Origin of the sequence: Alistipes senegalensis JC50 (genome assembly GCF_025145645.1) — a bacterium.
GTDB lineage: Bacteria > Bacteroidota > Bacteroidia > Bacteroidales > Rikenellaceae > Alistipes > Alistipes senegalensis.
In genome coordinates this window covers 2,149,454-2,163,902 of sequence record NZ_CP102252.1, presented here as the reverse complement: position 1 = coordinate 2,163,902, position 14,449 = coordinate 2,149,454, and the positions used below count along the sequence as shown (strand labels likewise).

Here is a 14,449-nt window from a genome sequence, read left to right as displayed (position 1 = left end):
AAAAGCCCTGCCGCGTTCGGCAGGGCTTTTTTCAGCGGCCCGTCACACGCATGTATCGGGCCAGCGAAGTGCGGTAAGCGGCGCAGGCCGAAGTGAAATCGTTGCGGCTCCGGGTGTAGAGCGTCTCGGCATCGAGCAGGTCGGTCAGCGGGGCCGTTCCGGCCTGATAGAAATTCCGGTTCTGCCGCAGGTTCTCGGCGGCCGAGGCCACGGAACGCCGCGTGAGCTCGATCTGCGCATAGGCTTCCACCACCTCGCTCCAGGTCCGTTCGATCTCCACGGCGAGCATCTCGCGGGCCTGCTGCCGGTCGTTCTCGGCCTGCCGTTCGCGGATGCGGGCCTTTTTCAGCGCATGGGCGCCGCCCCACCAGTCGGAAATCGGCACTGAAACCTGCGCGAAAACCAGCCCGTCGTCCACGTCCTTGTCCGTGACGTTATAATAGAGATACCCGGCCCCCACGCCCACCGTCGGCAGGCGTTTGCCGCGCTCCATGCGCTTCTGGTATTTCTGCGCCTCGACGTTCTTTTCGGCCAGCTGGTATTCGGCCCGGCGGTCGAGCGCCTCCTCGACCGAAACATAGAAAGCCCCCGGCGCCTCGGGCTCCCCGAAATCCGCATCCCCGACATCGAACCCGTGCCAGTCCACGCCGATATGCTGGGCCAGCAACATTTTCGACACCTTCAATCCGTTCTCGACTTTCAGCCGGTTCGAGGCGATCTCCCGCTGACGCAGCTCCACGCGCAGCAGGTCGTTCGTGGTCACGAGACCCGCCTTGACCGAAAGTTCGACCTGCCGGTGAATCTCCTCCAGCTGCCGTTCCACGGCCCCGATGGTCGAGAGGTTGTCACGCAGCGAGACGATCTGCCAATAATAGGTGTCGGTCTGTTCGCGGACCTCGGCTTCGGTCTTCCGCAGCTGCAACTGCCCGACCTCTTCGCCCAGCCGGGCGAGCTTGTTGCCGTTGACGATCTGCAACCCCGCGAAGAGGGGCTGCACGGCGGTGATGCCGCCCACGAGCCCCCGCTTGACCATCGACAGCGGCAGGTTCATCGTCCCCAGCTGCGGGACGGTCATGCCGAAGTCGGCCTGCACCAGCCCGTGCTGGGCCTGGAAAACGCCGCCCGTGGCGGACACCTGCGGGAAGTAGCCGGTGAACGCCTCGCGGCGGGTCTGGAGGGCCGCTTCGAGGTCGTAACGGCTGTTCTGCAAAGTCCGGTTGTGCTCGGCGGCCGCGGCGCGGCATTCGTCGAGCGTAAGGGTCTGGGCTCCCGCCGGAAGAGCGGAGGCCGCAAAGAGCAGATATATGAATGCCTTTTTCATCACTTGTAGATTTTCGAATAGAGAACCGGAAGGATCGTCACCACGAGGATCAGCGAACCGATGCCCCCGGCGAAGATCGTGAGGCCCACGGGGGCCCAGAATGTACTGCCGCCCAGCATCATCGGCACGACGCCCACGGCCGTGGTGGCCGTCGTGAGGAAGATGGGGACCATGCGGCGCTTGCCGGCGTCGTAGGCGGCCAGCTTCGCCGACCAGCGGCACACCTTGCGCTTGTCCTCGGCATGCTGGTACATCAAGATCACGTTGCGGACGATCATGCCCAGCAGGGTGATGAATCCCAGCACCGAGGTGAGCCCGATGGTGAAGTCGGCGATCCACAGCCCGATCATGGCCCCGAACAGGCACAGCGACATGGCGGCCATAATGACCAGCGTGATACCGAACTTGCGGAAGTTCACGAGGATGAAGAAGAAGATGATGACCAGCGAGATGCTCAGTCCCGACGCGATGGGCGGAATGGTCTCGGCGTCGAACTCGCGGGCGCCGCCCAACTCGGTCTCCACGCCCGCCGGGAGCGCGATCTCGTTTTTCAGCACTTCATTGATCCGCGAAGTCATCCGCATCGCGTTGACGTCGCGTTTCAGGTCGGCCGAGACGGTGATGCAGCGCATGCCGTTGCGGTGTACGATCTTCGACTGGCTCCACACGGGCTCCACGTCGGCGACCTGCCGCAGGGGGACGCTCACCCCCGGCACCGACGAGGAGAGGTAGGTGTCGCCGATGTCGGCCAGCGACCGTTCGCCCTGCCGCGCGTCGTTTTTCAGCACGACGGGCAGTTTGTAGTCGCCCTCCCAGACCGAACCCACGGGCACGTCCCCGGCGGCCAGCGCCAGATTGACGGCCGCGAGCGTCCGCGTGATGCCCAGCTGGGGCGCCGTGACGGGATCGAGCCTCACATCGACGACCGCGCGCGGATCTTCGTAGTCGGAGTGCACCCACACCAGCTCGGGCATCTGCCGCATGCGGGCCATCAGCCGGTCGGCCGAGAGGCGCAGCGAGTCGATGTCGCTGCCGTAGAAGCGGAATTCGAGCGAGGGAACGTTCTGGTAGTCGAGCTGTTTGAACTTGACGTAGGCTTCGGGGAAACGCTCGGCCCAGGCATCGGCGTACTCGTCGAGAATGGCCTCCGTATCGTCCACCGACGTGGTGTTGACAATGAACTGCGCGTAGTTCTTGCCCGCGATCTGCGGGGCGTAGCTCATCTGGAAGCGCGGCGACGAGCACCCCACGAACGAGGTGACCGACTTCACCCGCCCGTCGGCATGCAGCACCCGGTAAACCGAGTCGGCGACGGCCTCCGTGCGCTCCAGCGGCGTGTCGGGACGCAGGTAGATTTCCACGGCGAACTGGTCGCGGTCGGCGAAGGGCACCATGCGCAGTTTCAGTTGTGTGGCGATCAGCAGCGACACCACCACCGAGGCGACGCCCGCCGAGATGGTCAGCCAGCCGTGGCGGAAGGTCCACGCCAGCACCCGGCGGTAACAGTCGTGCACCCGGTCGGTGACGGATTTCCGATCCTCCCTGCGCGGCTGCACGTTGGGGATGATGAGTATTTCGAGGAACGGGATGACCAGCACGGCCAGCAGCAGCGAAACCATCAGGTTGATGGTGATGGTCCACGGGAAGAAGGTCAGGAAGTCGCGGAACATGCCCGTCATCGTGAAGAGGATCGGATAGAAGATCATGCAGATGCAGACCGTGGCCAGCAGCAGCGAAGGAAAGAACTCCCGGGCGCTCTCCACGGCGGCGAACCAGCGCGAATAACCCCGCCCGAGATAGTCGAGATAGCCGTCGATCACCACGATCGAGTTATCGACGATCATGCCCAGCACGACGATCAGCGCGGCCAGCGTCACCGTGTTGAGCGGGATGCCGCACAGATACATGACGCCCACCGAGATAAACGTGGAGAGCGGGATGGTGATGGCCGCGACGATGGCCGAACGCAGCGGAAAGAGGAGCATCATCACGGCGATGATGATGGCCATAGCGACGAACAGGTCGCGGAGGAAGCCGCGCACGGAGTCCCCGACGACCTTGGCCTGGTCGGCGATGCGCTGCACCTCGACATCGGCGGGCAGCTCCTCTTCGATGAAGGCGTGCAGCACCTCGTCCACCTCCCGGCCGTACTCCACGATGTTGAATCCCGCACGCATCTCCATCGACAGCAGGACGCAGCGATGGCCGTTGTTGAGGATGTAGCTGTCCGGATCGTCGTATTCGCGGACGACGCGCGCCACGTCCTTCACGCGCAGCACGTGGCCCTCGGGGTCGCTCCAGATGATCTGCTCGGCGACCTCCCGCTCCCCGGCCAGCGAGGGTGCGATGTGGATCGGCGTCTCGGTCTCGGCATTGCTCACCGCACCGCCCAGCGGCGTGAGCCCCTGCGAGGCCAGCGCCGCGGAGATCACCTTCTCGCCGATGCCGTAGGCCGCCAGCCGCTCCCGATCGACGTAGACCGAAATCTGCTCCGACTGCACGCCGTAGGGACGCAGGTTCGAAACCGACTCGATGCGCCGCAGGCGGTCGCTCAGGTCGTCCATATAGCCTTTCAGCTCGCGGTAGGAGCGCGTATCCGATTCGAGGGTGATGAGCAGCGCCGAGGTGTCGCCGAAATCGTCGTTCACGACGAGCGCCGCGACGCCCGAGGGCAGCTGCATCTTGAACGACGCCAGCCCGTGCTTGATCTTCGACCAGACCTCGTCCTTGTCGTTCACGTCGTCCTCCAGCTCGACCATCACATAGCACATGCCGTTCTGCGAGGTGGAGGTGGTCTTCGGACGCTTCACCTCCTTATAGGTCATCAGGAACTGCTCCAGCGGTTCGGCCAGCTGCTCTTCGACCTCCTCGCTCGTGGCGCCCGGATAGATTCCCACGACGACGCCCTGCCGGATCGTATATTCGGGAAACTCCTGCTTGGGAATGCGCACCAGCCCGTAGATGCCGAACACGAAGAGGCACCCGACGAGCAGGAAAGTGATGCGGAAATTGCGCATCGACCATGCGATCACGTTGTTCGAACCTTTCATCGCTCCGTCACTTTACTGCCTTCGCCGATCTTCTGCATGCCGTCCACGACGACGCGGTCGCCCGCAGCGACGCCCCCGGTCAGCACGATGCCGTCGTTCACCAGACGCCCCGTCGTGACGGCCGTGCGCACGGCCGAATCGCCGCGCACCGTCCATACGAAGCGGCTGCCGTCGCCGGCCTGCTGCACGGCGCGCACCGGCACGACGATCTCCTCGGCGGCTCCGGCCGGCGAAACCGTCACACGGCACACCATGCCCGGCAGCAGCTCGCCCCCGTCGTTCGGAAGCGTCGCCCGCACGTCGTAGGTATGGGCCGCGGGGTTCGCCACGGCGCTCTTCTCGATCCGCCCGGCCGTGAAGGCACGGTCGCCCAGTGCGGCGACGACGACCCCGATGCGGCTCTCCGCCCCGAGCCCGGCGATCTCCTGCTCGGGCACCGAGAAGCGCACCTTGACGCTCCCGATCCGCAGCAGCGTCATCACCGGAACGCCCGGCAGCACATTTTCTCCGGCCGATGCCTGCCGCCGGCCCACGACGCCCGCGAAAGGCGCGCTCAGCGAACAGTCTTCGAGGTTCTTCCGGGCGATTCCGAAGGCCGATTCGGCCTGACGAAGCCGCGTCTGCGCCTCGACCCACTGGATTTCGGGCAGGCTCTCGGCGTCGTGAAGCTGCCGCAGACGCTCGCAGGCATCCTTCGCCTGGTTCAGGGCCGCTTCGGCGGCCTCGAAGGTCCGGCGCGCCGAGGTGGGGTCGAGCTCGGCCAGCAGCTGCCCCTGACGCACCCGCTGCCCCTCGTCCGCGAAGGTGCGGGCGACGGTTCCGGGAACCGGGAAGCTCAGGGAGGCCGACGCCTCCTCCTCGATCGTGCCGACATAAACCGCGGCTCCGGCATCGGCCGAAGGTGCGGCGGCGACGGTTGCGACCCGCAGCGGATCGACCGTCCGGGCCTTTTCGGGGGATGAACAGCCCGCGGCCATAAGCAGCGCGGCTGCAAGGATCGTTCGTTTCATGGATTTCGCATTTTCTCGATGCAAAGTTCTCCTTTTAGGGGCTCTTGAAAAAGGCCGCCGTGTCGGTTAAATTCGCCGATTGGTTCGATTTCGTACCTTTCGGCGAAAAACCGTTTCCCGATTTACTATATTTGCGAAAAAATCAAGCATAAAATGAACGAAAAGAACATCCGGAGTTTCTCGCTCGCCACGCTTCTCGAAGCCAACACCCTGCGCCCGGGAGACCTCTATTACGATGGCTGCGTGATCGCTTCGCGCGTCGATGTGACGGACGAATTCAACATCGGCCTGTTCCGCTACCCGACCCGTCTGAACGCCTTCGCCATCGTTTTTTGTTCCAAAGGTTCGATCACCTTCACCTCGGGGCTGCGGCACCACACGCTGAAAGAACGGACGCTCTTCGTACACCTTCCCGGCTCGATCCTGCAAATGGAGTCCGTCGAGCGCGAATCCTCGGTCTACGCCGTGATGTGCGAGGAGGAGTTCATCCGGCGCATCAACATCGACTTCAAACTGCTGTCGCGGCTGTTCCTCTGCGTCGAGGAGCAGCCCTGCCTGCGGCTGACCGAAGAGGAGTGGAACGGCATCACGCGGTCGTTCGCCGAGATCGACGCCGAAGGGGCCGCACCGCGCACGGACCTCTATTCCGACGAGGTCATGCGCTCGGTCATCCGCACGCTGGCCTACAAGGTCTGCCGCGTCATCGACCGCCACATCTCGGCGGCGGCCGTCCTGCCCGCCTCGGCCCGCAGCCGCAACGAGGAGTATTTCAACCAGTTCATGAAGGAGCTGGCCAGGCACTACATGCAGCACCGCTCGGTCGGGTTCTACGCCGCGCAGCTGCACCTGACGCCCAAATACCTGACGACGATCATCCGCAAGACGACGGGCCGCACGGCCTCGGACTGGATCGACGACTACGTCGTGCTCGAAGCGAAAAACCTCCTGAAATACTCCACGATGAGCATTCAGGAGGTGGCCTATTACCTCAGCTTTCCCAACCAGTCGTTCTTCGGCAAATATTTCAAGGAGCACACCGGCCTCACCCCGACCGCCTACCGGACGGGGAAATAGCCGTCGGCCAACGCCGGCCGGCGTCCGGATGCCCGGCGGCCCGCTCCCATGCGAAAGGCCGCACCGTGCCGCCCGCGAGGAGCAGTACGAATGCGGCCTTTCCGGTCCGGCATTTCATCGCAGCGGATTCACATATTACTTGTAATCCGTCTGGTCGATCATCTGGGTGACGGCGTAAAGCATCGCCTTGTAGTGGGGACGATCCTGCACGGGAGCGGTATCGACCCGCCGAGCGAGCAGCGACCGGACTTTGAGCATCATCTCCAGATAATAGACCGGAGCCTCGTCGATCACCGTCGAGCGCACCCAGTTCTGCCAGGCGTAGCCGTAGCCGAAATTCCGTTCGAAAAGACGTTCGGCCACATAGCGGCTGCCCTGCTCCTCCTCGATACGCCGCAGTTCCGATTCGAACTGTGCGGCCTGTCCTCCCTCGTCCAGTCCGTAGAGCAGTATCCGATCGACGGAGGGGGCATAAGCCTCCTCGAAGCTGACCATGCCGTCGGCCAGCGACGAGGGTTTCTTCGCACCGACGGCGCTGGCCGCAGTGCCCATCATCTTGACGACGGCCTTCTGGACGATCTTGTCGCCGTTGGTGAGCCTGCGGTTGTTGATCGCGCTGTCCCACACGCCCGTATAGAGGTCGCCGAAAAACTCGGCCACGGTGTAGGGGTCCTTCCCGGCGACGAACGACGAAAGGGTCACGTTCATGTAGAGCTTGGTCAGCGTCGCGGCCAGCGCGTTGTTGATCTCGGGCGAATACTTCATGTTCAGACCGAAGCGCCGGCAGATGTCGTCGTTGTCGAGCCACTCGTTCGAACTGATCTGTTTCAGGACCCAGCGGAGCGACTCCTTCTGCCGCTGGCGGGGAACCGATTCGAAGCGCCGGGCCTTGGTGCCGTCCTTGGCTTCGGTGAGGTAGATGCCGCCCACGTTATAAAGCACGTTGTTCACGTAACGCGCATACTGTTTGGCGATCTGGTCGTAGAATGCCTTGCGGTGCTCGCCCGTGGGATCGTCGGTGATCCACTCGTTGAGATGCGACGAGATGTATTGCAGGTTCTTGATACCGTACTGGCTGGCTTTCAGCGGGTCGTCGCCCAGATCCTCCTCCAAGGCCGAGGGATCGTAACGGCTGGCCACCTGCTGCTTGCCGTAGCGGTACATGGGATCGCCGGCCTTCTCGTCCACCCACGTTTCGAGCGTCTCGGCCTCCTCGCGGGCGCTCTTGTCGCCCGGCAGGTAGGAGTAGAGCCACTTGATGACGTAGTAATCGTACTCGCCCAGCTCGGGAGGCGTCAGCTTCACGCCCTTGTCGGTCGGCTGCGCCACGTAGTTGAAGCGCGCATAGTCCATGATCGAGGGCGTGGTGCCGTATTTCTGCGTGAAGGCCGGGTCGCGGAGCTTCTCGACGGGATAGGCTGCCGAAGCGGCCATGTTGTGCATCAGGCCCAGCGTATGGCCCACCTCGTGCGCCACCACATAGGCCAGCGACTCGTAGACGACATCTTCGGGCAGCGTCTTGGCACGCACCCGGGGATCGACCTGCGCCGTCTGCACGAAACGCCACTGGGTCAGCATCTTGATCACATTGTTGTAAACCAGCACCGAGGCGTTGAGAATCTCGCCCGTGCGGGGGTCCACCCACGAGGGGCCCATAGCGTTGGCGACGGCCGAGGGGACGTAGCGGATGCACGAGTATTTGAGGTTGTCGGGATCGAACTTCGGGTCGTCGGCCGGGAAATCACGCACCACGACCGCATCCTTGAAACCGATCTTTTCGAAAGCCTTGTTCCAGCGCAAGGCGCCCTCCTTGATGGGTGCCACCCATTGTTTGGGGAAGAGCGTATCGACGTAGAAGACGATCCGCTTCTCCGGAACCACGAGCTCGCCGCGGGCGTAAGCCTCCTTGTCCGAGGGAATCAGCCGCCAGCGGTTGGCCAGCGAGTAGTCAACCAGTTCCTCGCCGTCGGCCGGAATGTGCTGCTTCAGGGTGAGGAAAACTCCCACGCGCGAATCGGAGATACGCGGCTTCATCGGCTCCTCGGGCAGCAGCATCAGCGTGCGCGTCACCTTGAGCGTCACGGGTTTGTCGGAGAAGAGCGTCCCGCCCAGCACGGATTTCGCGCTCACGTTGTAGGTCATCGAAGTCTTGACGGCGACGTTGTCCTCGAACGACTTGACATCGTAAATATCCACGGTGGACTTGTTGGCCGAGGCACGCAGGAGGATCGGGAAGCCGCCCTCCTGGATCGGGGAGGTCGAATTGTCGCTGCCGTTGAACAGGTTGCTCATGTCGAACACCACGGCCGTGCTGTCCCGGTTGTAGGCCAGCAGCTTGTAGCTCGACACGATCGGATTGCCGTAGTTCCGGCCGGCGACACTGCGCATCCGCTCGTCGTCGGTATCGTAGCTCACGCGGGAGTTGATCCGGTGCATGTAAACCACGCTGTCGCCCAGCGAGAACGAAATGTGCAGGGGCGTCTTGGCCTTGTAGCCGTTTATGGCCACCGTGTTGTCGGTGGTCTCGGTCACGGTCGTGGCCAGCAGCATCTCCTTGCCCATCTCGGCGAGGGGCATCTCGAAGTAGAGCTTGCTGCCCACGATGTGCAGGGTCATAAAGCCCTCGCCGGCCTTCACGCACTTCTTGCCCCTGAACAGCTTTTCGTAGGGCGAGATCTTTTTCTTTTTGACCGTGTCGGCCTGGCTTTGCTCGGTCTTGGCCGTTTTTTTCTTTTTGCTCTTGGCCGCCGACGGCTGGGCATACAGCAGGGCCGTCGCAAGGAGCATGCAGATAAAGAGAGTCTTCTTCATTTTAGCGTGGTTTTATTTTTTCGGTTTCAATAATTTGTTGACGGAGAAAAGTTGGGCCCGGTAGAACGGGATGTCGGCGGGATCGGCCGCATCGACAACCCGCTTTTCCAACAGCGTCTTCAGTTTTTTCAGCAATTTCAGCGTCTGTTCGTCGTCCATGCTGTACAGCTTTTGCGTGGTGCCGGGGACGATCGGCTGCACATAGGAGCGAAGCGGCGCTTCGCCGTCCGGCACGATGCCGGCTACGGTCTCGGGAAAGTCCCCGAACCCGTTGTCGGACGAAAGCGCGCCCAGACGGGTTCCGCCCACACCGGCGATACGCAGTTCGGAACCTCTCAGCAGGCCGCGCTGCAAGAGCTTGTCCGCGGCGGTCAGCTTGCGGTTCTCGATGCTGTTCTTCCAGCCGTTCTCGTAGATGTCGTCGAAAAGCTCCTCCAGCGTGTAGGGATCGTCCGACAGGACATTGCAGTAAGCCAGCATATCGTAAGAGAGCCCCAGGCTGCCCATGATCAGGTTCACGGCCTTGAGCGGCGAGGGGACGTTGATGGAGAATTTCTCGTACACCTCGGGATTCTGGAGCTGCTCGCAGCCGAGCAACTGTCCGAACACCCACTCCACCGAACGCTTCTGCACCTCGCGGGGCACGCACTTGTAGCGCGCTCCGTCGGGACGGTCCCCGCGGTTGTAGACGTAGATTCCGCCCACGTTGCGCCACACCGTTTCCAGATAGAGCTGATACTGTTTCAGCAGCTTGGTCTCCACGCTCTTGCGGTACGCCCCGTCGGGGTCGTTGTCCGGGCCTATCCACGACGGCAGGTTGTCCATGATATATTTCAGATTGCGGATGCCGTACTCTCCGGCGCGGATCGCGTCGTCGCCCAGGTCCTCGCCCAGAGCCGAGGGGTCGAAACGATTGAACGATGCGTCCTGCAATGCGGCGTACCGGCACATCGGGTCGCCGGCATGCCGGGCGATCCACGCATCGAGCGTCGCCCGCTCCTGCGCGGCGTCGGGCACGAACCGGTAAAGCCAGCCGATGGCATACTCGTCGTAAACGCCCATCTCGGGCGGCGTGAGCCGCACGCCCTCGTCGCCGGGCTGCGCCACGTAGTTGAAACGGGCGTAATCCATGATCGAAGCCGTCGTGCCGTATTTCTGCGTGAACGTCGCCGAGCGCAGCGAATCGACCGGGATGGCCGACGATCCGGCCATGTTGTGGGCGAGCCCCAGGCAGTGGCCCATCTCATGCGCGGCGACATAGGCCAGCGACTCGTCCATCACCTCCCGGGGCATCACGACGTTGCGGACCCGGGGGTCGATCTGCGCCGTCTGCACGAAACGCCAGCGGTTGATCTTCGCGGCGACGTGCTGGTGCAGGACCATCGTGGCGCCGCGGATCTCGCCCGTGCGGGGGTCGGTCCAGAAGTGTCCTTCGGCATTCTCGATGTTCGACGGAGCGTACCAGACGCACGAGGTGTTGATGCCGTAGGGATTGAACGCGGGATCGTCCTTCGGGAAGTCCTCCACGCGGATCACCTCCCGGAACCCGGCCTTCTCGAAAGCCCTGTTCCAGCTCAGAATGCCGCGCTTCACCGGCTCGCGCCACGTCTCGGGCATATTCGGGTCCATGTACATCGTGATCGGGCGCACCGGGTCCGTGAGCTCGCCGCGCAGGTAGGCCGCCGTATCCGCCGGAACGATGTTCCAGCGTGCGGCGTACTTCACCTCGCCGACAGGCCCGCCCTCCTCGGAGAGCACCTTCTTTTCGATCGTGAACAGGCCGATACGGTCGTCAGCCGGCCGGGGCCGCATGCTTTCCTCGGGCATGGGAACGAGCGAGAAGACGACATCCACATCCACGGGCAGATTGACGGCCACCGGAAAGATGAACCGCCATTCGCTCACGCTGTACTGCGTCGAAGTGCAGACGTAAAGTTCGCCGTTCAAGCTCCGGACATCGGTCACGCGGGTCAGGCCGGTCTTCATCACGGCCGAAATATCGAACGGATCGTATCCTTCGCCGATCGGGGAGAGTTCCGGAATGTCCGTGCAAAAGAGCTCCGTGGCGTCGATCACCACGGCCGTCCGGTCGTCGTTGCAGACCTTGATCCGGTATTGCCCCACGATGTTGTCGCAGCCGACCGCGGCGACGGCCGTCCCGACGCGCTCCGAAACGCCCTTCCGCAGCCAGGCGTCGTTCCGCCGCACCAGAACCACGGTGCTGTCCTCCAGATTGAACGCGACGTGCATCGGCGCCTGCTGCCGGAGCCCTGCGACGCATCCGCGCACGTACATCGTCGATGCGGGGGTCGTTCCCAGCAGCATATCCCGCCCCATCGAGGCCAACGGAATCTCGAAGAAGACCTTGCCGTCGATCTTGTGCAGGGTGACCAGCTCGCCGACGGCGGTCGTGTGTTTCCTGCCGTCGAAAAGTTTTTCGTAGGGCGTTTTCCGGACGGTCTGTTCCTTTCCCTCCTTCGCACGCTTGCGGGGCCCCGCATAACTTTCGGGCGTCGAGGCGACCGCCCATGCTGCCGCACAGACGACCGCGATCAGTTTCATGTATTTCATCATCATCTTGAAGAAGCGGTTATTTCAGGTTTCGGGAGCCGATCATCTGCTCCACGGAATAAAGCATGGCCCGGTAGTAGGTCTTTTCGTCCTCCGCCACCCGGGGCATCCGCTCGGTGAGCAGCGTGCGGAGCTTCGTCAGCAGGGTGAAGAAGGCCGTCTCCGTTTCGTCGAGCGCCGCAACGTCGATCGTCGGCTGCCAGCCGTACCCCTTGCCCAGCGAGGCGCTCCCCTCAGCGGCGGCCCGGTCGAGGCCGAACAGTTCCAGGTCCGCATCGTCGGGCGCATAGGCCAGCATGAACAGCGCGTGACCGCCCATCGCCTTGATCTTCGAGTTGAGCAGGACGATGCTGTGACGCTGCATGATGCGGCACGACGGCGTCAGGGGCTTCTGCCCCACGACATTCTCCCACAGCTCCTCGTAGACGACATCGAGGTAGTCCCCGACCGTGAAAGGCTCCTCCTGCGCCAGATAGGACGACAGGGTCACCCCGGCGCACAGCGAAATCAGCCGTTTGCGCATGGACTCGAACAGCGTCTCCTGCATGTAATTCTGATAATAGCCCAGCGGATAACCCGTGGCATGGGCCTTCATGACCAGCCAGTCGCAGTCGCTCAGTTCCCGCAGCACCCAGCGCAGCGAAGCCTCCTGCACCGAGGCCGGCGTGGAGACGAAGCGCGTCCCCTCCCCGACCGAACGGCGGGAGTTGTCGAGCCGGATGCCGCCCACGTTGTGCATCGCCGTGTAGATATAGCGGTGGTACTGATCGACCATCTTCCGAAAGAGATCCTTGCGCAGCTTGTAATCGGGATCGCCGCCGCCGATCCAGTCGTCCATGCCGGCGGCGATCAGCTTCAGGTTGCTCACGCCGTAGGCGCCCGACTTCACGGCATCGTCCCCGAGGTCCTCCTCGACGGCCGACGGGTCGTAGCGGCTCAGCACCTGCTGGGGCGCGTAGCGGTACATCGGGTCGCCCTCCTTCGCGTCGATCAGCTTCTCGCCCTCGGCCTGCTCCTCGCGGACGCTCTTATCGCCCGGATACCAGCGGTAGAGCCACTCGATAGCGTAATAGTCGTAGACGCCCAGGTCCGAGGGCGCGAGCCGCACCCCCTTGTCCCCGGGCTGCGCCACGTAGTTGAAACGTGCATAGTCCATGATCGAGGGTGTGATGCCGTATTTGCGGGTGAAGGCCGCCGAGCGGAGCGAATCGGTGGGGAATGCCGACGAGGCAGCCATGTTGTGCATCAGTCCGAGGCAGTGGCCCGCCTCGTGCGCCGCCACGCCGCTGAGGGTCTCCATCAGCAGCTCTTCGGGTATGTCGGCCGTGCGGACCCGCTCATCGACCTGCGCGGTCTGCAAGAAGCGCCAGGCCGCAGCCAGCCGGATCACGTCGTTGCAGATGAGGATCGAAGCGTTGATGATCTCGCCCGTCGCAGGATCAACCCACGAAGGCCCCATTGCGTTCTCGACCTGCGAAGGCACATAGCGGATACAGGAGTATTCGAGGTTGTCGGGGTCGAACGCAGGGTCGTCCGCCGGGAAATCCCGCACCTCGACGGCATCGGCGAATCCGATCCTCCCGAAAGCGTCGTTCCAGCGCAGCACGCCGCGGCGGATGGCCCCTTTCCAGGCCGGCGGGAAGAGGCTGTCGAGATAGAACACGATCGGCTCGACGGGCTTCACCCGCTCCCCGCGGGCATAAGCCGCCGGATCGGAGGGCTCCAACCGCCAGCGGTTGGCCAACGTGTAGGTCTCGGTCGGCGAACCGTCGGGAAGCCGCTGCTTCGAGGTGAGGAACACCCCGACACGCTGGTCGGAGATGCGCGGTTTCATCTTGTTCCCGGGCAGCAGCAACAGCGTGCGCCGGGCCGTGACGGTCAGCGGATATTTTTCGTACATCACCACACCTTTGTCCTTGACGCTGGTCCGGCCCGAAAAGCGGGTGGTCACCGAAAGGCTCTTGTCGTAAGCCCCCAGTTCGAGAATCGAAGTCAGCTTTTTGTCCGGGGTGAAATAGAGGTCATACGTCCCGATATGGGGCGATACGGGCTCCATCGCAGGGTCGCTGCAATCCGAAAGCAGTTTGGTAGCATCGAAAACGAGCGCCGTACTGTCGGGGTTGTAGGCCAGAATCCGGCACCCCTCCCATACGGGGTCCGCGAAGTTCTGCGCCGCGAGGGCCGCGGCCTGCGGATCTCCGTCGTCCGGGCGGTCCGGACGGGCGTTGACCCGGAGGATGGTCAGCAGCGTGTCCCGGACCGTGAAGCGCAGGTGCATCGGCGTCCGGGTCCGGTAGCCCACGATGCAGAACCGGCTGTCGCTGGTCTGCACCGTCGCCGAGGAGAGCAGCATCTCGCGTCCCAGCAGTTCCAGCGGGAATTCGAGATAGAGTTTGCCATTCACCTTGTGCAACGTGGCGAATGCCCCGGAGGCGCGCTTCTCAACCCCTTTTTCAAACAGTTTCTCGTACTTGCCGGGCTTTTTCGCCTCGGCGGCACGCTCTTTCTTCGACTCCCTCTTCCGAAGGTCCGAAAAGGCCGATGCCGGCGCTGTGCAGCACAACAGCACGCACAACGCCGACAAAGCCAGCAACAGATTGTTTCTCATTCAG

Annotated in this window: 7 protein-coding genes; 1 reads left to right on the top strand and 6 read right to left on the bottom strand. The window is 63.2% G+C overall.

The window, feature by feature from the left end; genetic code table 11:
* Nucleotides 1–31: 31 nt before the first annotated feature.
* Genes NQ519_RS08400 through NQ519_RS08390 form a run of 3 tightly spaced genes read right to left on the bottom strand, consistent with a single transcriptional unit; the run spans nt 32 to nt 5,381 of the window.
* Nucleotides 32–1,321: a TolC family protein gene (locus NQ519_RS08400; protein WP_019151603.1), complete on the bottom strand. Its 1,290-nt coding sequence runs from the start codon at nt 1,319–1,321 to the stop codon at nt 32–34.
* On the bottom strand, nt 1,321–4,371 hold the full coding sequence (locus NQ519_RS08395; RefSeq protein ID WP_019151604.1) for an efflux RND transporter permease subunit: 3,051 nt from the start codon (nt 4,369–4,371) through the stop codon (nt 1,321–1,323). The genes NQ519_RS08400 and NQ519_RS08395 overlap by 1 nt, the downstream gene beginning before the upstream one ends.
* Nucleotides 4,368–5,381 (bottom strand): efflux RND transporter periplasmic adaptor subunit, encoded by a 1,014-nt coding sequence (locus NQ519_RS08390; RefSeq protein WP_019151605.1) that lies wholly within the window; start codon nt 5,379–5,381, stop codon nt 4,368–4,370. The genes NQ519_RS08395 and NQ519_RS08390 overlap by 4 nt, the downstream gene beginning before the upstream one ends.
* A 153-nt stretch (nt 5,382–5,534) precedes the next feature.
* Between NQ519_RS08390 and NQ519_RS08385 the strand changes: the two genes are divergently transcribed.
* Nucleotides 5,535–6,455: a helix-turn-helix domain-containing protein gene (locus NQ519_RS08385; RefSeq protein WP_019151606.1), complete on the top strand. Its 921-nt coding sequence runs from the start codon at nt 5,535–5,537 to the stop codon at nt 6,453–6,455.
* Nucleotides 6,456–6,590: 135 nt separating this feature from the next.
* On the opposite strand, the gene NQ519_RS08380 is transcribed toward NQ519_RS08385, so the two are convergent.
* The 3 genes from NQ519_RS08380 to NQ519_RS08370 are packed head-to-tail and all read right to left on the bottom strand — an operon-like array spanning nt 6,591 to nt 14,445.
* Nucleotides 6,591–9,266: a zinc-dependent metalloprotease gene (locus NQ519_RS08380; RefSeq protein WP_227901146.1), complete on the bottom strand. Its 2,676-nt coding sequence runs from the start codon at nt 9,264–9,266 to the stop codon at nt 6,591–6,593.
* Nucleotides 9,267–9,278: 12 nt separating this feature from the next.
* Complete coding sequence (locus NQ519_RS08375) at nt 9,279–11,843, bottom strand: zinc-dependent metalloprotease (protein WP_019151608.1); 2,565 nt, start codon at nt 11,841–11,843, stop codon at nt 9,279–9,281.
* 13 nt (nt 11,844–11,856) lie between these two features.
* A complete protein-coding gene (locus NQ519_RS08370) occupies nt 11,857–14,445 on the bottom strand; it encodes a zinc-dependent metalloprotease (protein ID WP_026076702.1) in 2,589 nt (862 codons plus the stop codon).
* Nucleotides 14,446–14,449: the final 4 nt, after the last annotated feature.

Bases quoted from the DNA above. Each gene is read 5' to 3' on its own strand.
- NQ519_RS08385 (WP_019151606.1), top strand. From the start codon at position 5,535: ATGAACGAAAAGAACATCCGGAGTTTCTCGCTCGCCACGCTTCTCGAA.
- NQ519_RS08370 (WP_026076702.1), bottom strand. From the start codon at position 14,445: ATGAGAAACAATCTGTTGCTGGCTTTGTCGGCGTTGTGCGTGCTGTTG.
- NQ519_RS08375 (WP_019151608.1), bottom strand. From the start codon at position 11,843: ATGATGATGAAATACATGAAACTGATCGCGGTCGTCTGTGCGGCAGCA.
- NQ519_RS08390 (WP_019151605.1), bottom strand. From the start codon at position 5,381: ATGAAACGAACGATCCTTGCAGCCGCGCTGCTTATGGCCGCGGGCTGT.
- NQ519_RS08400 (WP_019151603.1), bottom strand. From the start codon at position 1,321: ATGAAAAAGGCATTCATATATCTGCTCTTTGCGGCCTCCGCTCTTCCG.
- NQ519_RS08395 (WP_019151604.1), bottom strand. From the start codon at position 4,371: ATGAAAGGTTCGAACAACGTGATCGCATGGTCGATGCGCAATTTCCGC.
- NQ519_RS08380 (WP_227901146.1), bottom strand. From the start codon at position 9,266: ATGAAGAAGACTCTCTTTATCTGCATGCTCCTTGCGACGGCCCTGCTG.